15 protein-coding genes, 1 tRNA gene and 1 riboswitch are annotated in these 19,972 nt (G+C 63.2%); of the genes, 7 read left to right on the forward strand and 9 right to left on the reverse strand.

Features of this window, described 5'->3' with window-relative positions:
- Positions 1-182 precede the first annotated feature (182 nt).
- From QM659_RS13320 to QM659_RS13335, 4 genes are all read right to left on the reverse strand, one after another.
- Entirely contained in the window at positions 183-3,116 is a 2,934-nt protein-coding gene (locus QM659_RS13320; protein ID WP_415188771.1) for a valine--tRNA ligase, read from the reverse strand.
- A 154-nt stretch (positions 3,117-3,270) separates the two neighbouring features.
- The gene (locus QM659_RS13325) at positions 3,271-4,983 is read right to left on the reverse strand and encodes a DUF2497 domain-containing protein (RefSeq protein WP_415188772.1); all 1,713 of its coding nucleotides are present in this window, start codon (positions 4,981-4,983) and stop codon (positions 3,271-3,273) included.
- Between the two features lie 119 nt (positions 4,984-5,102).
- A complete protein-coding gene (locus tag QM659_RS13330) occupies positions 5,103-6,770 on the reverse strand; it encodes a TolC family outer membrane protein (RefSeq protein WP_415188773.1) in 1,668 nt (555 codons plus the stop codon).
- A gap of 456 nt (positions 6,771-7,226) precedes the next feature.
- Positions 7,227-7,895, reverse strand: a complete 669-nt coding sequence (locus QM659_RS13335) for a protein-L-isoaspartate O-methyltransferase family protein (protein WP_415188774.1) — start codon at positions 7,893-7,895, stop codon at positions 7,227-7,229.
- Positions 7,896-8,026: 131 nt separating this feature from the next.
- On the opposite strand from QM659_RS13335, the gene QM659_RS13340 reads away from it, so the two are divergent.
- The 4 genes from QM659_RS13340 to QM659_RS13355 all read left to right on the forward strand — a co-directional run bounded on the left by QM659_RS13340 (position 8,027) and on the right by QM659_RS13355 (position 12,289).
- A tRNA-Cys gene (locus tag QM659_RS13340) sits at positions 8,027-8,100 on the forward strand.
- Positions 8,101-8,572: 472 nt separating this feature from the next.
- Entirely contained in the window at positions 8,573-9,568 is a 996-nt protein-coding gene (locus QM659_RS13345; protein WP_415188775.1) for an iron ABC transporter substrate-binding protein, read from the forward strand.
- Between the two features lie 58 nt (positions 9,569-9,626).
- The gene (locus QM659_RS13350; RefSeq protein WP_415188776.1) at positions 9,627-11,255 is read left to right on the forward strand and encodes an ABC transporter permease; all 1,629 of its coding nucleotides are present in this window, start codon (positions 9,627-9,629) and stop codon (positions 11,253-11,255) included.
- Complete coding sequence (locus QM659_RS13355; protein ID WP_415188777.1) at positions 11,252-12,289, forward strand: ABC transporter ATP-binding protein; 1,038 nt, start codon at positions 11,252-11,254, stop codon at positions 12,287-12,289. The genes QM659_RS13350 and QM659_RS13355 overlap by 4 nt, the downstream gene beginning before the upstream one ends.
- A gap of 68 nt (positions 12,290-12,357) precedes the next feature.
- Here QM659_RS13355 and QM659_RS13360 read toward each other — a convergent pair whose 3' ends face one another.
- Together QM659_RS13360 and QM659_RS13365 are read right to left on the reverse strand one after the other, a co-directional pair.
- Positions 12,358-13,329, reverse strand: coding sequence for a sulfate ABC transporter substrate-binding protein (locus QM659_RS13360; RefSeq protein WP_415188778.1), 972 nt, complete (start codon positions 13,327-13,329; stop codon positions 12,358-12,360).
- Between the two features lie 340 nt (positions 13,330-13,669).
- Entirely contained in the window at positions 13,670-14,554 is an 885-nt protein-coding gene (locus QM659_RS13365; RefSeq protein WP_415188779.1) for a substrate-binding domain-containing protein, read from the reverse strand.
- A gap of 402 nt (positions 14,555-14,956) precedes the next feature.
- Between QM659_RS13365 and QM659_RS13370 the strand changes: the two genes are divergently transcribed.
- Together QM659_RS13370 and QM659_RS13375 are read left to right on the forward strand one after the other, a co-directional pair.
- Positions 14,957-15,769, forward strand: a complete 813-nt coding sequence (locus QM659_RS13370; protein ID WP_415188780.1) for a uridine kinase — start codon at positions 14,957-14,959, stop codon at positions 15,767-15,769.
- Positions 15,770-15,781: 12 nt separating this feature from the next.
- Positions 15,782-16,609: a molybdenum storage protein subunit alpha gene (locus QM659_RS13375; protein WP_415188781.1), complete on the forward strand. Its 828-nt coding sequence runs from the start codon at positions 15,782-15,784 to the stop codon at positions 16,607-16,609.
- Between the two features lie 83 nt (positions 16,610-16,692).
- Here the strand turns inward: QM659_RS13375 and QM659_RS13380 are convergent, their stop codons facing one another.
- The 3 genes from QM659_RS13380 to QM659_RS13390 are packed head-to-tail and all read right to left on the reverse strand — an operon-like array spanning position 16,693 to position 18,323.
- Positions 16,693-17,325: a hypothetical protein gene (locus QM659_RS13380; protein ID WP_415188782.1), complete on the reverse strand. Its 633-nt coding sequence runs from the start codon at positions 17,323-17,325 to the stop codon at positions 16,693-16,695.
- Positions 17,322-18,086 (reverse strand): CbtA family protein, encoded by a 765-nt coding sequence (locus QM659_RS13385; protein ID WP_415188783.1) that lies wholly within the window; start codon positions 18,084-18,086, stop codon positions 17,322-17,324. The genes QM659_RS13380 and QM659_RS13385 overlap by 4 nt, the downstream gene beginning before the upstream one ends.
- An 18-nt stretch (positions 18,087-18,104) precedes the next feature.
- Positions 18,105-18,323, reverse strand: a complete 219-nt coding sequence (locus QM659_RS13390) for a CbtB domain-containing protein (RefSeq protein ID WP_127076830.1) — start codon at positions 18,321-18,323, stop codon at positions 18,105-18,107.
- A 32-nt stretch (positions 18,324-18,355) separates the two neighbouring features.
- Positions 18,356-18,476: riboswitch (cobalamin riboswitch) on the reverse strand.
- Positions 18,477-18,644: 168 nt separating this feature from the next.
- Here QM659_RS13390 and QM659_RS13395 point away from each other — a divergent pair.
- A complete protein-coding gene (locus tag QM659_RS13395; protein WP_415188784.1) occupies positions 18,645-19,892 on the forward strand; it encodes a NupC/NupG family nucleoside CNT transporter in 1,248 nt (415 codons plus the stop codon).
- The last annotated feature ends 80 nt before the right edge of the window (positions 19,893-19,972 follow it).

The following is a 19,972-nucleotide window of genomic DNA, read 5'->3' on the forward strand; positions in this document are numbered from 1 at the left end:
CCGTTCGGGCTCCAGAAGCTGCGGGGGCGAAATCTTTCTGCGCGGCCACGCGCGACTCGAAATGAACCAATACGTATGGCGCAGCGCGCACGAAAGAAAATATCGCGGCGTCGGGCCGGGAGGCGCGGCTTCGCCACGGGCAACAAGCGCCGCCCATCGCGAAGCTGGCCGCTGCTCCGCCGTCAGGCGACGTTGGCAAGCCGTTGAAGCGCGGCTTTCAGGCGCTCGGCGGCGGCTACCGCCTCGGCGCGGCGCTCGCGGTTATCCTCCAGAACTTCTTCAGCCGCTTTCGCCACGAACTGCTCGTTCGCGAAGCGCGCGTCGATCTTGGTGATCTCGGATTCGTGCTTGCCGATTTCCTTCTTCAGCCGCTCGCGCTCGGCCGCGATGTCGATCACGCCCGCCAGTGCCAGCGCCATCGTCGCCTCGCCCAGCACGAATTGCGCGGAACCTTGCGGCGGCACATCCGCGAAGCCGATGTCCGACAGCCGCGCCATGCGCTTCAGGAAAGCCTCATAGCGGGCCGCGCGCGCCTTCGTGTCGTCCGTCGCGCCGGTGAGCGTGAGCGGCAGAAGCGTCGCGGGCGGCACGTTCATTTCAGAGCGCAGCGAGCGGATTTCGCTGATGAGGTCGATCACCCAGTCGATCTCGGCGAGCGCAGCCGCGTCCGTGTCGCGCGCGGGGGTCGGCCACGGGGCGAGCGCCAGCAGCGACGTGCGTGCGGGGCCATCTTCGCCCGTCACCGTCCAAAGCTCCTCGGTGACGAAGGGCATGAACGGATGGAGCAGCTTCAGGATTTCGTCCAGCGCCCACGCAGCGGTGGCTTGTGTCTCGGCCTTGGCGGCTTCGTCCTCGCCCATGAACACGGGCTTGGCGAATTCGAGATACCAGTCGCAGAAGCGGTTCCACACGAAGCGGTAGACCGCGCCCGCCGCGTCGTTGAAGCGGTACGCCTCGATGGCTTCGGTGACGGCGGCGGCGGTCGCCTGTGCCTCGGCATAGATCCAGCGGTTGAGCGTGAGCTTCGCGCCCGCCGGGTCGAAGCCCTCCTTCCCTACGCAGCCGTTCATCTCGCAGAAGCGCGCCGCGTTCCAGAGCTTCGTCGCGAAGTTGCGATAGCCCTCGATGCGCTGCATCGAGAGCTTCACGTCGCGGCCCTGCGCCGCCATCGCCGCCATGGTGAAGCGCAGCGCGTCCGCGCCGTAATTGTCCATGACGGAGAGCGGATCGACGACATTGCCCTTCGACTTCGACATCTTCGCGCCCTTCTCGTCGCGGACGAGCGCGTGAATGTAGACGTCGCGGAACGGCACCTCTTTTTTGAAGTGCAGCCCCAGCATCATCATGCGGGCGACCCAGAAGAAGATGATGTCGAAGCCCGTGACGAGCACTGATGTCGGGTAATAGCGCGCGAGTTCCGGCGTCTCGTCGGGCCAGCCGAGGGTCGAGAACGGCCACAGCCCGGATGAAAACCACGTGTCGAGCACGTCTTCGTCGCGCCACAGGGGGATCGGCCGAACGCCCTCGCGAATCTCACGGACAATATCGATCCATGACCCTTTAGGCATTTCGGAAACGACTTCAATCTTCAACTTATCAAGCTGGAGACCGAACCTATCAGCGCGCTCCGCGTAGAACTTATATGCAAGGCTGATAGCTTCCTCTTCAGTTGCAGCGACTACAATCTCGTCGCCGATCCAAGATGGCATCGCAAAATTCAAGTCCCAAACGGGGTGATACCACGCCGGGATCTGATGCCCCCACCAGAGCTGGCGCGAGATGCACCACGGCTGGATGTTCTCAAGCCACTGAAAGTAAACGGTGCGCCAGTTTTCCGGCACGAAGCGCGTCTTGCCCTCGCGCACGGCGACAAGCGCGGGCTCGGCCAGCGTCTTCGCGTCGACAAACCACTGGTCCGTCAGATACGGCTCGACGACGACATTGGAGCGGTCGCCATAGGGCACCTTCATCAGATGCGGCTCAATCTTTTCGACAAGGTCCAGCGCCACGAGATCGGCGACGACGCGTTTGCGCGCCTCGAAGCGGTCGAGCCCGCGATACGCCTCCGGCACCTCATCGTTGAGTTCCCCCGTCGGCGTGAGAATGTTGAACAGCGCCAGATTGTGGCGGCGGCCTACCTCGAAGTCGTCCGTGTCGTGCGCGGGCGTGATCTTCACCGCGCCGGACCCCTGTTCCGGGTCGGCGTGCTCGTCCGCGACAATGGGGATTTCGCGGCCCACCAGCGGCAGGACGACCGTCTTGCCGATATAGGGCTTCCAGCGTTCGTCCTCGGGGTTCACCGCGACGGCCATATCGCCCAGCATCGTCTCGGGCCGCGTGGTGGCGACGACGACGAATTTGCGGTCGAGCTTCTCCGCGTCCTTGATCGGATATTTGAAATAGTAGAGATGACCGCTCGGATCGCGGTCGATGACCTTGGCGAAGGCAACCGCATCGAAGGGCTTTTCCTCCGCCGTCTTCTCGGACCACGAGAAATTGCCCTTCTTCTCGACCGAGATCACCTCAAGATCCGAGATCGCGGTTTGCAGCTTCGGGTCCCAGTTGACGAGCCGCTTGTCCTTGCGGATCATACGCTGACCGTCTGGCCCAATGGTGTTGTAGAGGTCGACGAACACCTTGACGACGGCGCGCGACAGCCCCTCGTCCATGGTGAAGCGCTCGCGCGACCAGTCGCACGATGCGCCGAGCCGCTTAAGCTGGTTCACGATGGTGCCGCCGGAATGCTCCTTCCACGCCCAGACGCGGCGCAGGAATTCTTCGCGGCCGAGGTCGCGGCGCGACGGCTCCTGCTTCTCCATCAGCTGGCGCTCGACAAGGCTTTGCGTCGCGATGCCCGCATGGTCGGTGCCGGGCTGCCAGAGCACGTCGCGGCCGCGCATGCGGTAGAACCGCGCGAGCACGTCCTGAAGCGTGTTGTTGAGCGCGTGGCCCATATGCAAGGAGCCCGTCACGTTCGGCGGCGGAATTACGATCGAATACGGCTCCGCCTTCGGATTGACTTCGAGCGCTTTCCCGGCGCGGAAGGCTTCTGCATCCTCCCAGGCTTTGGACATGCGCGGTTCGATGGCGGCGTGATCGTAAGTTTTTTCCAACATTGGCGTGAGCGCCTGACTTGATGAGCTTGAAGGTCCGGTAGATGTAGAAAAACGGCAAGCGCGCGGCAACCGCTAAAGCGGGCCGCGCCGGGTTGCCTTGTGCATCGCGAGCTAAAAGCCGCGAGGATGCGAGCGAAGGCGAGCCAGCGCTCGCCTATACCTGATCGTCCGATTTCGGGAAAACACCGCGTGCCGCGATCTCGTCGCGGATCGCGCTTTCGAGGATGCGCGGCATGTTCTCGTTGAGCCACTGCACCAGCATCGGACGCAGCATCTCACGGACGGCGGCTTCGAGCGGTCCCGTTGCGGTCGGCGGAACCGCGGCAGCCTGAGACGGCGCGGGCGCCTGCACGTGCGCTTGTTGCGCGGGTAGCGCTTGCGATGGATAAGACGGCGACGGCTGCTCCGCGCCGATGAAGCGGGCCTGCGCGAGCGGCGGCTCCGCCTCTTCAACGACGGGTTCCGGCTCCGGTTCGGACGCAGCCGCTTCGGACGCGGGCTCACTGTCAAACGAGGTGGAAGCCAGTAGCCAGGGTGCAAAATCGGGGCGAGGACCACGCTGAACCGGGGCGTCGAAATGGCGCTCCGGCTCCTGTTCGAAATGCGCCTGGTGAAAATGCTCCTGTTCGACGCTGCGGCCGTCGGGCGCGCCAGCTTCGTCGGCCTGCGCCTCCTCGGACGGCAGATCCTCGGACCGTGCCTCCTCGATCTCGCGGAAAGGCTCCGTTCCGGGAGACACAGCCTGCGCGATCTCGGTCTCGGCGGCCTCCGACTGCACGGGGTCGGCAGCTTCTGCCGGAGCATCGAGCGCTGCATCGTCGGTCTTCAACGGCGCTTCCTGCGCGGTCACAGGCTCGAAAGCGGCAGCTTCGCGGCCCTCTGCTTCCTGATCCTCTTCGTCGTTCACGTCGTGGCGGAAATCGTGGCGCAAGACTTCGTCGAGCAGGCTCGGAAGGGGCTGCACGGTCTTGCCGGCGCTCTGGCGCTCGATGGCGCTGGCGAAGCTCTCGGTTACCTCGGCCTTCCGGTCGTCCGCAAGCGTCTCGAAATCGACCTCGCCGGCCTGCGCGAGTTCCTCGGCGTCCATCGCCTCGACGGCGTCGCGGGCCAACCGCTCGGCGAGGACGGCCATTGCCGAATCTTCCGGCCCGGTGGCGGCATTCGCCTCCGGCTCCGGCGCGGCAGCGGCCTGGGTCTTCGGGGTTTCCTCCGCGCGCGGCTGGATATCCTGCGGAATGAGCGGCACCGGACCTGCGGCGGGAATGGGCATGTGAATGTCTTCGGCCCATCGCTTCTGCGGCCTCGGCGCGGTGGCGTCGGAGGCCACGCGCGGTGTGACGGGTGCGGCCGGGATGGGGGTTGCGGCGGGCGCGCCAGGCAGCTCTCGCCGCGACCAGATCGTGCGCGGAGGCGCCTGCACCGGACGCGGCTGAACGTCATGCGAATCGCCCCCCGAACCGGGTGTTTCGCGACGATATGGCTCCGCGCCGGTCGTCTCGGCCCGCGGCGTTTCGAGATGCGCGGCAACGCGCTCCATTGGCGACATCGCCTGCGCGCTCACGGGGTGAACCGCCCGGCGCTCTTCCCGCGCGGTAGCGGGTGCTTGCGCAACGGGTTCCGCCTTCTGCGCTGGCCGGTGATTTGGCTCAGTCCCGGCCGAAACCGAAGACGCTGCCCGCTCCACCGGAAACACAAGTTCCTCGGTGAGGTCGAGAACGTCTTCCTCGACGGGCCTGACGGGAGATCCGGCTGATGTGGGACGCCCGCTCTCTGTTGCAGACGGTTTGCCGTCCTCAGAGATAATCGAGCGGATGGAGGCGAGAATCTCCTCCATCGACGGTTCGGGAGCCTGATCTGCGCGGTTCATGCCAATCACCCTGTACGAGCGCGCCCACCTTTGAGCGGGCACGTTTCACCTATGCCTGAATCACCGCTGGAAACCAGCCGCATCAGGCTAGTGTCATCGGAAAGGCTTCGCCACCGGTTTCACGGGATTTGCGGCAGTTTTTGGGTATAAGCAGGGCCATCGGCCGAATCCTGCCCCGGAAGAAGCCCCGGATCCTCGACGGGAACGACGCGCGGATCTTCCTGACTTTCAACAGACGCACCCCAGCCATACCACGCATCCTTGACCTGGGCGTAATAGCGGGTTGGATCGTAAAGTTCCGCCTGAAGCGAGATATCGGAGGCCGTGAGGCGTCCCATGCCCGAAAGCACGGAGTACGACGCCACGACGAGGTCGCGGCGGTAGGACACGAGATTGACCTGCGCATTCAGGTTCTGCTGCTCAGAATTCAGCACGTCGAGCAGCGTGCGCTGGCCGACGCGCTCTTCCTCGCGCACGCCCTGAAGCGCGATTCTTGTCGCCTCGACTGCCGCCTCACCGGCGGCGACGTTGCCTTTCGCGGCGATCAGAAGACCCCAGGCCGAACTGACCTGCTGGCGAGCGATTTCGCGTGCTTCGTCGATCTGCTGGCGGCGCTGGGACAGCGTCTCGATCTCGGCGCGGATACGGGCCGAAACTTCGCCGCCCTCGTAGATCGGAATGTTGAGACTGCCGACGATGCGCGCATCGTCATACTGGTTGATCAGCGGACTCTGCGTCTGCGCGCCCTTCGTATAGCTCGCCTCGACGGTAAGCTGGGGCAGGAGTTCGCCCTTCACCTGCTTGACCTGATGCTGCTGGGCGCGCTCGCGAAAGAGGGCGGAGAGAATGAGCGGGTTCTCGGACTGCGCGACAGCGATTGCCTCGTCGAGCGTCTTGGGAAGCAGATTGGTCGCCGGACCCGGATCGCGCAGCGTTCCCGGCGGATGGCCGATATACTGCGCGAATCGGGCCTGGTCGCCGTAAAGCGTGCCCTGAGCGATGGACAGATCCGCTTGCGACTGGGCGAGACCGGACTGGGCCTGCGCCACGTCGGTGCGCGTCACCTCGCCCACCTTGAAGCGGTCCTCGGTCGCGCGCAGTTGTTCGGCCAGAACTCGGACATTGTTCTGGCGGAGGTTCACGATTGCCTGATCGCGCACCACGTCCATATAGGCGGTTGCCGCGTTCAGAAGCATCGTCTGCTCGGAATTGCGCACGTCCTCGCGGCCCGCCTCTACGGAAGCCTCGGCGCCCTTGACGTTGTTGTAGGTGCGAAAACCGTCGAACACGTTCTGCTGCACGGCGATCTGCGCAGTGCGGGGATTGTAGAGGCCGTTCGAAGCCTGCGAGCTATCGAACACACTGATTGGAATGCTGCCGTTCACTCTCCCGTCAGTGCAATCCGTGGCGCACAAAGCAATATTTTGGTCCGCACCGAAACCACTGCTTTGATACCGCGTGCGCGTATCGGCGCGGCCTGCCTGAAGCGTGGCGCTGACGCGGGGCCTGTATCCCGACTTCGCGCGCGCGACCTGGTTGTCCGTCGCACGCAGTTGAGCCCTCGCCGCCTTCAGCGTCGGGTTGTATAGATAAGCGGCGGTCAACGCTTCCTTAAGGCTCTCGGCGCTGACAGGACCTCCCAGCGCAATGCTCAAGGCCAAGGCCGAGCAAAGCGTCCTGGAAGCTCTGACAAAACGGGAGGAAAAACTTCTTAACGGCATGGACTGCTTCCGTTGTTCGAACCCGCACCAACGCATGCACCACATCGTCAACGCGGCACAGAGCATGTGCCTGCGGAAAGCTATCCATGAGAAGGCATAAGCAAAAGTAAAATCGGCTCGTCACCAGTGCTTTTCGGAGGTTTTTGCGTGGGCCCGTTGCTAAGTTGCCGCAGCGACGATAATTCTGTGACAATACGTTACGCTCTGCGAAGATCTTGCGACGTATCCTTACAATTGCACGGAATATCGGAACGATTCGTTCAGGGCTTGAGGCCTGATTATCAACCCGCAATCCAGGTTGATTCCCAAAACGCAGTCTGGTTTCGAAATGAACTGCATGGAAGGCGCCGGTTTTGCCAAAACTCACAGCGCCTTTTTGATTCTCATAGCGCCTTCCGATTCCGGGAAGAAGCGTTCGCAGCCGAAAACGCAGCACCGCAGCCTTTTGATTCCATCAAGGCGCGCTTTATCTCTCCGCTTTATCGTGCGTCTTGACAGAACCGCTCCAGCTTCTGGGGCACGCTAGAACGTGAATTGCGGCTGTGGTTCGAAGCCCGGAAGGTAGTCTGCCGACGCATCGAACAGCGGGCGCCCGGAAACGACGTCGCCGCTTTTCTCATAAAGCCACGCGCGGCCGAGCCAGCCCCGGCGCACAATCGCAACGAGCCGTCCACCATCGGCAAGCTGGTCGAACAGGGCCTTCGGCTCCTCCGCCACCGCACCATTGACGACGATGAGGCTGAACGGCTTTTGCGAGGGCACACCTTTTTCGAGCGCACCCGCGTGAACGCCGACGTTGCTTGCCCCCAGAAGGGACAAGCGCTTCTTCATGGCATCGGCCAGCGCAGCCGACGTTTCGAGCGCGTCGACCTTGGCAGCGATGCGCGAGAGGATCGCCGCGCTGTAGCCCGTGGCCCCGCCGACGTCGAGCACGTGGTCTTCGCGGGAAGGCTCCGCCGCCTCAAGGAGCCTTGCGAGCACCATCGGCTGCAGAAGATAGCGCGCGGGTTCATCGCCCTCGGCTTCGACGGCGAGCAAACCCTCGTCGATATAGGCGAGCTGCTGGCGATTCTCGGGAACGAACAGCTCGCGCGGCAGCGAGGCGAACGCATCCAGTATGAGAGGGTCGCGCACCCCATTCGGCCTGATTTGCGATTCGACCATGTGAAGCCGCGCCGTTGCAAAATTCATCGTCTGCCGTGCCCCGAAAGTTCCTTGCGCTGCGATGGGTAACAAAAAATGGCGCACGTGAACAGAGGCACGAAAACGCATTGCATGGACACTTTTCATGCGCCGACGATCATGCTACCAAGTCAGGCAGAGGCCACGTGGCGGAGTGGTGACGCATCGGACTGCAAATCCGCGCACCCCGGTTCGATTCCGGGCGTGGCCTCCATCTTTAGCCTCGTGCGACAGGCTTTCGCGCACCCAACCACATCTGACAAAATCGCACCAAACGCCATAACCGGGTTACGCCTCGGGATACTCGGTTTGTTGCGCGCCCGACAACACGGCGCGAGGGAGCGGATTGCGACTCGATCCCGGCGCTGGCGGCTTCATCGCCCTTCCCCGCACTGCAAGCCGGAACGCATGACGCAATGAAAGCGAGAGCCGCCAGGAATCTGGGATGCCTTATAAATGCGCCAGAATCGACACACTTCCGCCTAATTTGATAAAGAGGTGAAGTATCTCGCGATACGTCAGGCGACGGTCTCAGTATATATCGATATCAGAATCAGCGAGAGTTAGCGGGCATCAATTTAGAATTATTGTACTTCTATATTATCCAGTAATTTGGAAGACTTGCCGTTTCGATGAGTTTGCCTTAAATGCGAGGCTACATGCAGAAAAGGACACGGGAAGCCACCATGAGAAAAACTATTTTTGCCGGCGCGCTTTCAATCGCGACGATTATTTTAGGATTCGCTGCCAAGGCGCAGGAACTGACCGTGTATTCCGGTCGCGGCGAAAGCTTTGCCGGTCCCGTCTTCAAGATTTTCGAGGAGCAGACGGGAATCAAGGTCAAGGCGCGTTACGGCTCCACCGCGGAGCTGTCCGCGCTTCTGAAGGAAGAAGGCGCGAAATCGCCCGCCGATGTATTCCTCGCGCAGGATGCGGGCGCGCTGATCGAAAACCGCACGCTTTTCGCCGACGCGCCGAAGGCGCTGTCGGAAACCGCGCTGCCTGAGTTCCGCAGCAACGATCCGAAATGGCTCGCCACGTCCGGCCGCGCCCGCACGCTCGTCTACTCGAAGGAGCGCGTCAAAGCCGACCAGCTGCCGAAATCCGTGTTCGACCTGACGAAGCCGGAATGGAAGGGCAAGGTCGGCTATTCGCCCAAGAACGCAAGCTTTCAGGCCTTCCTGACGGCGCTGCGCGTTCAGGAAGGCGAGGAAAAGGCGAAGGCTTTCGTCAAGGGACTCGTCGATAACGGCGCGAAGACCTACGCCAACAATGTCGCCATCGTGCAGGCCGTCGCCGATGGCGAGATCGATGCGGGCCTCGTCAACTCCTATTACCTCACACGCTTCGTGGCGCGCGATGCGAAGGTTCCGGTGGCGCAGACATTCTTCGACAAGGGCGATATCGGCAATCTCTTGTTCGTATCCGGCGCGGGTATCGTCGAAACGAGCAAGAACAAGGAGAACGCTGCAAAGCTTCTGGAGTTCTTCCTGAGCCCCGCCGTGCAGCAGCATTTCGCAAGCGCCGTCGGCGAGTATCCGGTCATCAAGGGCGTCATCCCGAACCCGACACTGACCGGCCCTCTCGCAACGCCGAAGGATTACGCGCCCAACGTTCCGCTGGAAAAGCTCGGCGACGTCAGCGCCACCAAGAAGCTCCTGACCGAACTCGGCCTCTTGTAACAATGAAACTCCGGACGGAAACGGCAAACGGGACGCGCAACACCCGCGATCAGGCGAAATGACCGCGCGGCAGCGAGCCCTCGCCGGGCGTCCGGCGCCATGGATCAAGGTTTTCGGCCGTCGCGGCGCGACCGGGCGAAAGCCACCTCTTTTTCTCATGCTGCCCGCCATCGTGGCGGGCAGCATGATGTTCATTCCGCTCGTCTATCTGGTTGTCAGGGCCGGCGCGACGGAGCGTACCGAACTTGCCGCGATCGTGCTCAGGCCCTTCACGCTGGAGGTCACGCTCAATACGCTCGCCCTCGTCGGCTCGGTGCTCGTTCTCGCGACGGCGATAGCCTTACCGCTCGCGCTTCTCGTCACGCGCACGGACATCCCGGCGAAGCGGGCGATCACCATCCTCGCCACGCTGCCGCTTGCCATTCCGGGCTACGTCATGGCCTACGCGCTGATCGGGCTGTCCGGCTATTACGGACCGCTCAACGCGTTCTTCGGCCTGCGCCTTGCGCGCCCGGAGGGGCTGTTCGGCGCGGCGCTGGCGCTCTCGCTCTACACCTTCCCTTACGTCTTCCTGAACGTCCGCGCGGCGCTTCTCGGCCTCGATCCGGCGCTTGAGGAAACGGCTCGCAGCCTGGGCCGTTCGCCGCGCGCCGCTTTCCTGTCGGTGACGCTGCCGCACCTGCGACCCGCCCTCCTGTCGGCCTGGCTCGTCGTTGCGCTCTATACGCTCGGCGATTATGGCGCGATTGCCTTGATGCGCTACGACGTGCTTTCGTCCGCGATCTTCAGCCAGTACGCCAATGCGTTCGAGGTGAATTATGCCGCCTGGCTCGCGCTGATGCTGCTTGCGATCGCCGCAGCCTTTCTTGTGCTTGAAGGTGCCTTGAACCGGGAGCGTCGCCTCGCCCGGACCGGCACCGGAACGCGCCGGAATGCTCCTGTCTTGGTGCTCGGGCGATGGCGGTGGCTTGCGGTCGGCTTCGCAGGTCTGGTTCACCTCGTCTCGCTCGGCGTTCCGGCGCTCGTCATAGCCTTCTGGCTCTCGCGCGCCCCCGCCGATGTGGACTGGACCAAGGTGCCCGCCACGGTGCTCGGTACGCTTTCAGTAGCCCTTCCGGCCGCCGCGCTCGCCGTCGCCATCGCGGTGCCGGTGGCGCTTGTCGCAACGCGCTGGCCTTCGCGGCTGACCTACGGCATCGAGCGCATGACGTATTTCGGCTATGCCGTGCCCGCGCTTCCCTTTGCGCTCGCAACGGTTTTCTTCACGCTCGCCGTCGTGCCGGTCTTCTACCAGACGCTCGCGGTCCTTATAATTGCTCTCGCGCTGCACACTGCCGCGCTCGCCGTCGGCCCCGTGCGCGTCCGCCTCCTGCAAATCGGCCCGCGCGTCGAGGAAAGCGCGCGTTCTTTCGGCTATTCCGCGCCCGCCGCCTTTCGCCACGTCACGCTCCCGGCGCTCTCGCGAAGCGTGCTGGCCGGCGCGATCTTCGTCTTTATCGTGGTGGCGAAAGAACTGCCGATCACGCTTCTTCTCGCACCCTCCGGCTTCACCACCATGGCGATGAACGTTTTCAGCCGCACGCATGAGGGCATGCTCTACGAGGCCGCGCCCTATGCCGCGCTCATGATCGCCTTTTCCGCGATCTCCGTTGCGCTGATGCTCCGTTCCGAAAGAAATCACCCGTGACACATCCCGCGAACACCGACCGCCCTTTCCTTCGCATCGAGGGTGTTTCGAAGCGCTTCGGCGATATGGCGGCGCTCAAGGACGTTTCGCTCGACCTTCGCGAAGGCGAGATCCATGCTCTGATCGGGCCGTCCGGCTGCGGCAAGTCCACGCTTCTTCGCATCGTCGCCGGTTTCGAGACGGCGGACGAAGGGTCCGTTCATCTGGGGCAGCGCCGCATCGACACGCTCAAGCCCGAAGCGCGCGGCATCGGCATCGTCTTCCAAGACTATGCGTTGTTTCCGCATCTGACCACGGCGCAAAACGTGGCATTCGCGCTGAAATATGCGAATGTCTCCCGTCGGACGGCAGGGACCGCACCATTCCTGCGCATGGTTCGCCTTGAAGGCTTCGAAAACCGCTTTCCCGACGAATTGTCGGGCGGACAGCAGCAGCGCGTTGCGCTCGCGCGGACCTTCGCGGCGGGCCCGCGCGCCATCCTTCTCGACGAGCCGTTTTCCAATCTCGACGCCTCCTTGCGCGAGACGACCCGGCGCGAGATCCGCGACATCCTGAAGGCGAGCGGCCTCGGCATTCTGTTCGTCACCCACGACCGCGAGGAAGCGTTGTCCTTCGCCGACCGCATCACCGTGCTCCGCCAGGGGCGCATCGAACAGACGGGGCTGCCGAAGGATCTCTATTTTCGCCCGGCTAACGCCTTCGTCGCGGCCTTTCTCGGTTCGACCAATCTCCTCGATGGCGTCGCGAGCGGGGCGAGTGCCGAAACGCCGCTCGGGCGCGTGAGCCTCGACCGGCCCGCAAGCGGCCCCGTGCGGCTGTCGCTGCGCCCCGAATCGATCCGCATTGCGCCCGAAGGTGGCGAAGGCGTGCCCGCCACCGTCGCGAGCCTCGTGTTCAAGGGCCACGACGCGTCGGCATTCGTGCGCGTGGGCGAGACGACTTTCGAGGTGCTGACAACCGCGTCGCTCGATATCGAGCCCGGGCAGTGCGTGCATGTCGCCGCGCGCTCGTGCGCCGTCGTACTGGAGGAGTAAAAGCGCTTCTGCGCGCGGGTGTTTTTCGAGGGCGGAGAAGCGAGCCTCCTGTCTGCCCTCGTCCCTATCTACTTCTGGAAGATCTGATCGAAGACGCCGCCTTCGCCGAAGTGCTCTTTCTGTGCTTTTTCCCAGCCGCCGAGAAGCCCCTCCACCGTGAATGTTTTCAGCGCCGGGAAACGGCTCGCATGTTTCGCGGCGACCTCTGCATCGCGCGGCCGAAAATCGCGGTTCGCGATGATCTCCTGCCCCTGCGGTGAGAACAGGAATTCGAGATAGGCCGTCGCTTGCTTCCGCGTGCCGCGCCTGTCGACGACCGAATCGACGACCGCCACCGGCGGCTCCGCCTCGATGCTGATCGACGGATACACGATGTCGAACTTGTCCTCGCCGATCTCTCGGGCGAGCGCCAGGGCTTCGCTCTCGAAGGTGATCAGCACATCGCCGATCTGGTTCTGCGTGAAGGTCGTCGTCGCACCGCGTCCGCCGCCGTCGAGCACGGGCACGTTCGCGAACAGCCGCGTGACGAAATCCTTCGCGGCAGCGGCATCCCCGCCTTTCTGGAGAGAATAGCCCCATGCCGAGAGATACGTATAGCGGCCATTACCCGAAGTCTTCGGGTTCGGCACAATGACCTGAAGCCCTTTTTTCGTCAGGTCGTCCCAGTCCTTGATGGCTTTCGGGTTCCCCTTGCGCACGACGAAAACGGTGGTTGTCGTATAGGGGCTGGCCTTGAACGGGAAGCGGTCGCGCCAATCCTTGGCGATGATGCCCTTGTCGGCGATGACGTCGATGTCGGGAGACTGGTTCATGGTAACGACGTCGGCTTCGAGGCCATTGAGGACGGAAAGCGCCTGCTTGCTCGACCCGCCATGCGACTGTTTCACCGTGACAGCTTCTCCGCTCTTCGCCTTCCAGTCGGCCTCGAACGCGGGGTTGATCTCCTTGTAAAGCTCGCGCGTCACATCGTAGGAGACGTTGAAGATCGTCGTCTGCGCGAAGGTTGGTGTCGAGAAGGCGAGGACCGCAAATGCGATCACTGCAGCGAAGGGCGTTCTTGGCAAAGAATTGCTCCAGCTTTTATGGTGTCTGGCGGAATAACGGACCGGAAGGCCGGACCACGCCCGGCGGCAACGGGTATAGATGAATTTATATGAGCGCACGCATCTTGCATCCAGCGCATTTTTGCCAAGAAATTGGCAAACGCCGGTTTCGATATCTATCGTCATGCTAATATTTAACTTATTTTTGGAACAGGATACTCAGGACCGAGCATTGGAGAGGCGGACTTTTCATTCGCTCCCCTTTTCGGAAAACCGGGTTGATCGCGGAAAATTGCTCGGCACGCCACCCCTGCTGCGAGGCTGACCTTGCCGGCGCTCAGCTTCCGTTGAAGTGAACCGTCCCGAAGCCGGATATGTCGTAGCCGCCGAGGTCTTCGGCTTTCGCATGGAACGCGGGAAGTGCGCAAAACTTCACAAATTTCTGAAAAGGCTGATCGAAATACGCCTTGCGCCAGATGAGCAGGTCGAACCGCTCATTCACCAGCGGCACAAAGTCGAGGCCGAATTGCCGGGCTGAGGCAGCCAGTCCGAGACCGATGTCGGCCCGGTTCGCCGCGATGGCTGAAACAAGATCGGATTCCGACCGCTCCATCCCAACGAGGTTGAAGTCTTGCGGTCGCAGCTTTTCGCAAGCGAGGAGCTGGCTGAAAATCAGCTCGCTTCCCGCTTCCGGCTGGCGGCAGAGAAGTCGGAGCCCCTTCGCATCGCGCAATGAGCGAGGCTTCCTCGCAAGATCGGTCCGCATGACAAGCCCGCGCGTGCGCCGGGCCCATTCGATCAACACCCACGGTTCCTTGCCGAAGCGATCTGCGACCGAGGCGACATTCCAGCCGGACCCCTCCGGAATATGCAATCCGGCGGCGACGCACTCGCCGGCCGCCGCGCGGTCGAGGCCGTCGAGCGCACCGTCGAGAAATGTCGCGATGCCCGAGCGCGATTCCCGTAATGCCCATTCCAGCAGAGGATCGTGGCTGCCAACAACCACAGCGGGCCTGCCGGCTTCCTTGCCATTGACCGAAGCCATGACGGGGGTCTCGCCGCTTCTGGTGCCGAGCCATGTTTCTATTTCCTCGCGCGGAAACAGGAGCTTTCCGGTCACGCGCCGAACCGGCAGCGTTCCAGCGGCCGCAAGCTCGTAAACCTTGCGCTCTTTCACCCGCAGCAGCACGGCGAGTTCACGGGTGGTCAGAAAGTCGGACATGGCTTCTGTGCGAAAAGTTCGGATGCGGAAAATAATACCACAAAACGCGCGATTCCGCAGGGTGAAACGGTCTGGCTTCCCTTCAGGCCATCACGTCTCTTTGTGCGTGCACCGCCCCGAACGGACCGGATCGCATTTTACCAGCAGAAACAAGGCCCTGTCGGCACTTAAGGCGCAAATCGCTCTCCCGATGAAACTTCCTGTTCAATGGAATGTTGAATTCGCCTGCCGCCTGATGCGAACGATTGATGAAACGCGCTGAATTTTGATCTTCTTTGCTGTTTCTTCCAGACGCCGTGGAATACGCACTATTTTCGGATATTGCTGAAGCGGTGCCAAATATCATATCACCCCAGGCAAAGCAAAAGCGGAAATACATAGAAACTACGAAAAGGCACCCCAATGGCCAATACGACATCAGAGCTTGAGACGCTCCTCATGCAGCGCTCGCTGACCGACCCGGAGCTTCTAGCTGCGGCGGAGAAGGCGGCAGATTACCGGATTCTGCCCGAAGCCACCGTGATCAAGATCGGCGGACAGAGCGTCATCGACCGGGGCCGCTCGGCAGTCTATCCGCTTGTCGAAGAAATCGTGGCTGTCCGCAAGGCGCACAAGCTGCTGATCGGCACAGGCGCCGGCACGCGCGCGCGTCACCTCTATTCGATCGCGGCGGGGCTCAACCTTCCGGCTGGCGTGCTTTCACAGCTCGGCGCATCGGTCGCGAGCCAGAACGCCGAAATGATCGGGCAACTTCTCGCCAAGCATGGCATTTCCACGGTCAGCAACGCGGGGCTCTCGGCTGTGCCGCTCTACCTGGCCGAGGTGAACGCCGTCGTGTTCTCGGGCATGCCGCCCTACGGGCTATGGGTGCGCCCTGCCGCCGATACCGTCATTCCGCCGTATCGCACCGACGCAGGTTGCTTCCTCGTTGCCGAGCAGTTCGGAACGAAAGCGATGATCTTCGTCAAGGACGAAAACGGCCTTTACACCGAAAACCCGAAGACTTCGAAGAACGCCACCTTCATCCCGAAGATATCGGTCGACGAGATGAAGGCCAAGGGGCTGCACGACTCGATCCTCGAATTCCCGATGCTCGACCTGCTCAAATCGGCGAAGCACGTTCGCGAGGTACAGGTCATCAACGGCCTCGTCGCCGGCAACCTGACGCGCGCCCTCGCCGGCGAACACGTCGGCACCATCATCACTGCGAGCTAAGGGATCACTGAAATGTCTGCCAACACCATCAAACACGTCGCCTCGCCGCTCGCGCGCCAGACGCTCCTCGACGGCCAGCTTACCGCCCCCGTCGCGGGCGTGCGCCCGATCCGCATCCTGCCGTGGCTGCAGGTCGTCAAGATCGGCGGCCGCTCTATCCTGGACCGCGGCCACGAGGCGATCCTGCCCATCGTGGACGAGTTGCGGAAACTGCTGCCGGAGCATCGTCTCCTGATCCTGACCGGCGCCGGTATCCGTGCGCGCCATCTCTATGGCGTGGGGCTGGACCTCGGTCTTCCGGTCGGCTCTCTTGCGCCACTCGCCGCAAGCGAGGCGGGCCAGAACGGCCACATCCTCGCGTCGCTGCTCGCGCCCGAGGGCGTCTCCTATATCGAGCATCCGACCGTCGCCGACCAGCTCGCCATCCACCTTTCGGCCGCCCGTGCGGTGGTGGGCAGCGCCTTCCCGCCCTATCATAACCACGAGTTTCCGGGCTCGCGCATTCCGCCCCATCGGGCCGACACGGGCGCGTTCCTGCTTGCCGACGCGCTCGGCGCGGCTGGCCTCACGATCGTGGAGGATGTGGACGGGGTTTGCACCACCGACCCGAACGGCCCCGACGGGAAAAGCGCGAAGCTCCTGAAGGAGACGAGCGCCGCCGATCTCGCGAAGCACGAGGGCACACTTCCGTTCGACCGCGCGCTGCTTGAGGTGATGGCGACCGCGCGTCACATCGAGCGCGTGCAGATCGTGAACGGGCTCGTGCCGGGGCGGCTCACCGCAGCGCTGCGCGGCGAGCATGTCGGTACCATCGTTCGCACCGGCGCGCATCCGGCGTAGCCGCACTCAAAACGGGGCGTCTCCATCGAAACGGAGGCGCTCCACTATCTCCCTTCACCGAACGTCGACGCGAAAAACAGGCTTCAGGCCCCATCCCTCGACGCGATGCGCCGAAGCAGCCGCATCAATCCCCAGGCACCGCCGGTGAGAGCCGCCATCATGCCCGCAGCAGCAAGCGCGGTCGGCGCATGGCGAGGAATGGCGGATAGGTCGGGCCAGACGACATCGGCCGTATTGTAAGGCTCGCCGGACCATTGGCAGAGCGCGCCGGTTCCATCGAGCAGCAGATCGCGCTCGACCCTCGCCGCGAGCGCCTTCGTTTCCGCGCGCCCACCGTCCCGGCTCGCCATATGCGAGAGGAGGGCCATGGTCGCCGCGAGATAGGCGTGGCTGCATTCGTTGAAGGGGCTTTCCTCGTCGGTGAGAGCCGACGGTGCGAGCCCCCACAGGCAGGCTGTAAACTGGATTTCCGCATAGTTGCGCAGACGCCAGAGCTTTTCGTCGGGCTTCACCTGAGCGTCGGCGAGCGCGAAAATCGCGGGGCGATGACGCGCGATCACAGCCATCTGCCCATGCGGGATGCTCTCGATGGAGATGCCCCCGGTCGGTCCGATGCTTTTTCGATGGGCCTCGGCGACCGGCGCCGCCGCGAGAAAGACAATGGCCGGGACGAGCCCGGCCATCAGAAGCGCCCCGTAATCGGCGATGCGCCTCATGCAGCCACGGGCTTCGCCGCGATTCGTCCGGCGACGGTGCGTTCAGCGAAAAGCCCGAAAAACGCGCCGATCAATGTCCAGACGAGCGCCTGCGTTCCTATCGACGCGGCCCGGAACTGCCACAGCGTCTGCGCCGAGAAGTTTTCCGGCACTTCCTGGATAGTGGGAAGCGCTTCCAGAGCAACGATGACGGCCAGCGCGTAAACGCCAAGGCCGACAAGCGCACCGTTCCACGCTCCGAGGCGATGAGCGAAGATCTTGCCGAGGCTCAGAGAGGCAAACGCCACTGCGAGCGAGAGAGCCATCATGCCGAAATAGAGCGCCGTGCGAATTCCGATCGTTTCCGGCGAACCCACGGCGGGCGGGTTGGCGGGATATTTCATCTGCGGCACGAGATAGAGCACGATAAAGCCCGCCAGCGCGAGGAAAGCCGCCGTCGCGCGCGGGCTGAGCCGCCCCAGACGGCCCTGAGCGAAGGCGTTGGCGATGCCGAACAGCCCGCCGAGCGCGGTTCCGAACACGACGAGGCCGGTGAGAAGCCCCGCCGTACTCTGGACCTTGCGGCTCACGAGTTCGGGTTCTTCTGCGGCAGCAGGCTCACCGCGTGCCTCTTTGGCCGCCGCCTCGGCCTTGGCGGTCTGTTCTTCAAAGGCAATGGCCTGATCGACCGGCGGTTCGCCGACCGTATAGGCAAAAAGGAAAGTGACGAGCGCGGCGAGAAGCCCGGCGAGCATGCCGCGCGCGAGATAGGAACCAGCCATGTGATTTTCGCTCCGACGTCAGTGGCAGGGGAAGCCAAGCAGATGGCGGGCGTCATGGACGGCTTCATGCACCATCATCCCGTCGAAGATCGCCACCGCGCCCTGTTCGGCGCCTACGAAATAGATCGCAAGGAGCGCGATCAGGCCGCCGAAGATGGCCCACGGAAGAATGCTGCTGAGCGGAATGACAAGGTTCGGCACGTCAGCGACGTCGTGCCGGTGGGCGATGTCGGTCATGATATCTCCTTGGGATTGCGCGTCCCGTTCGAGTTATGACGCCGAGAATTTGAGGGTCTGACTCACGGCTCGGGGACCGTTAACAGTGGCGCGACCGCGCCGGAATTTCACCGGCTTCCTCATCTCGGGCGAGCGGATGATGAACCCCGTGTCGACCGCCGTCAACTCGCTAGATACCGAGCGCGTTGCGAGGAGGTGCCCGGGAATGCTCGGACAAGATTGCGCCGCAATCGCAAATGTGTAATCGAGATCGAAGCGCGGCCTTCACGGGATTGCCGTCGCGGTCCGGCGGACCGAGCCGGAAAAGCCGGGGGCTGCATTTTGCAAGTAGCGCATGGATTGGCGGGCCTTGCCACGCTTCTGGCCGTGGCCTGGTGCCTTAGCGAGGATCGCTGGCGTCTTCCCCTCCGCGTCGTCGCGGGCGGCATAGCGCTTCAAATAGCCCTCGCCGTGCTGTGCATCGAGTTTCCGCCGGCGACCGCCGTTTTCGCGACCCTGAACGACGCCGTCGGAACTCTCCAGACCGCGACCGACGCCGGGACCGCGCTCGTTTTCGGCTATCTCGGCGGCGCGCCCCTGCCCTTCAGCGAAGTGACGCCGGGCGCGAGTTTCGTTCTGGCTTTCAAGGCGTTTCCGCTCGTGCTCGTCATCAGCGCGCTTGCGAGCCTCATGCTCTATCTCGGCATCCTCCAGCGTATCGTCGGCGGCTTCGCCTTTATCCTGCGAAACACACTCGGCATCGGTGGCGCGCTCGGTCTCGGCGCGGCGGTCCACATTTTCGTCGGCATGGTGGAAGCGCCGCTTCTGGTGCGCGCCTATCTCAGCCGGATGTCGCGCGGCGAGCTTTTTGCGCTCATGAGTTGCGGCATGGCGGGCGTGGCCGGCACCATGATGGTGATCTATGCGTCGCTGCTCGGCCCCGTCATTCCGGGCGCGCTCGGCAACATCCTCATCGCCTCCGTGATTTCGACGCCCGCCGCGCTCGCCATCGCCGCGATCATGGTGCCGTTCAAGGCAGGCGCGCGCGAGCCTGCCGTGCTCGAACAGAGCGACCCGCCGTCTAGCGCCCTCGAATCGATCACGCGCGGCACGACCGACGGCATTTTCCTCGTCGCCAGTATCATCGCGATGCTGATCGTCTTCGTGGCGCTCGTCCATCTCGTCAATGCCGGGCTGGGCCTCATTCCCTATCCGGGCGGCGGCGCGATTACGCTGCAACAGCTTTTCGGGCTCGTATTCAAACCGCTGCTGTGGGCCATCGGTATCGGAGCGAACGAACTCGACACGGCAGCGGGCCTGATGGCGACAAAGACCGTCGTGAACGAGTTCGCCGCCTATCTCGACCTTGCGCGGTTGCCTCCCGACGCGCTGAGCGCGCGCTCGAAGATGATCATGACCTATGCGCTGTGCGGTTTCGCCAATTTCGGCAGCGCCGGGATCATGATCGGGGGCATGACTGTGATGGCGCCCGAAAGGCGCTCGGAAATCGTGGAACTTGCGCCGAGATCGATCGTGTCGGGCACGCTCGCGACGATGTCGAGCGGAGCTGTTGCCGGCATGCTGGCCTAGGAAGTGTGGACTCTTGGGATTCCCCAGGGCATGCAAATCAGATTCAAGGCTGTCATTTGGGAGGCAGCCATGGGTGTTCT

It is taken from the genome of Rhodomicrobium sp. (assembly GCF_047605405.1).
Taxonomy (GTDB): domain Bacteria; phylum Pseudomonadota; class Alphaproteobacteria; order Rhizobiales; family Rhodomicrobiaceae; genus Rhodomicrobium; species Rhodomicrobium lacus.

Excerpts from the sequence above, each read along its gene's own strand:
- QM659_RS13320 (WP_415188771.1), bottom strand. The coding sequence starts at position 3,116 with ATGTTGGAAAAAACTTACGATCACGCCGCCATCGAACCGCGCATGTCC.
- QM659_RS13330 (WP_415188773.1), bottom strand. The coding sequence starts at position 6,770 with ATGCTCTGTGCCGCGTTGACGATGTGGTGCATGCGTTGGTGCGGGTTC.
- QM659_RS13375 (WP_415188781.1), top strand. The coding sequence starts at position 15,782 with ATGTCTGCCAACACCATCAAACACGTCGCCTCGCCGCTCGCGCGCCAG.
- QM659_RS13350 (WP_415188776.1), top strand. The coding sequence starts at position 9,627 with ATGACCGCGCGGCAGCGAGCCCTCGCCGGGCGTCCGGCGCCATGGATC.
- QM659_RS13325 (WP_415188772.1), bottom strand. The coding sequence starts at position 4,983 with ATGAACCGCGCAGATCAGGCTCCCGAACCGTCGATGGAGGAGATTCTC.
- QM659_RS13345 (WP_415188775.1), top strand. The coding sequence starts at position 8,573 with ATGAGAAAAACTATTTTTGCCGGCGCGCTTTCAATCGCGACGATTATT.
- QM659_RS13390 (WP_127076830.1), bottom strand. The coding sequence starts at position 18,323 with ATGACCGACATCGCCCACCGGCACGACGTCGCTGACGTGCCGAACCTT.
- QM659_RS13335 (WP_415188774.1), bottom strand. The coding sequence starts at position 7,895 with ATGAATTTTGCAACGGCGCGGCTTCACATGGTCGAATCGCAAATCAGG.
- QM659_RS13380 (WP_415188782.1), bottom strand. The coding sequence starts at position 17,325 with ATGAGGCGCATCGCCGATTACGGGGCGCTTCTGATGGCCGGGCTCGTC.
- QM659_RS13385 (WP_415188783.1), bottom strand. The coding sequence starts at position 18,086 with ATGGCTGGTTCCTATCTCGCGCGCGGCATGCTCGCCGGGCTTCTCGCC.
- QM659_RS13365 (WP_415188779.1), bottom strand. The coding sequence starts at position 14,554 with ATGTCCGACTTTCTGACCACCCGTGAACTCGCCGTGCTGCTGCGGGTG.
- QM659_RS13370 (WP_415188780.1), top strand. The coding sequence starts at position 14,957 with ATGGCCAATACGACATCAGAGCTTGAGACGCTCCTCATGCAGCGCTCG.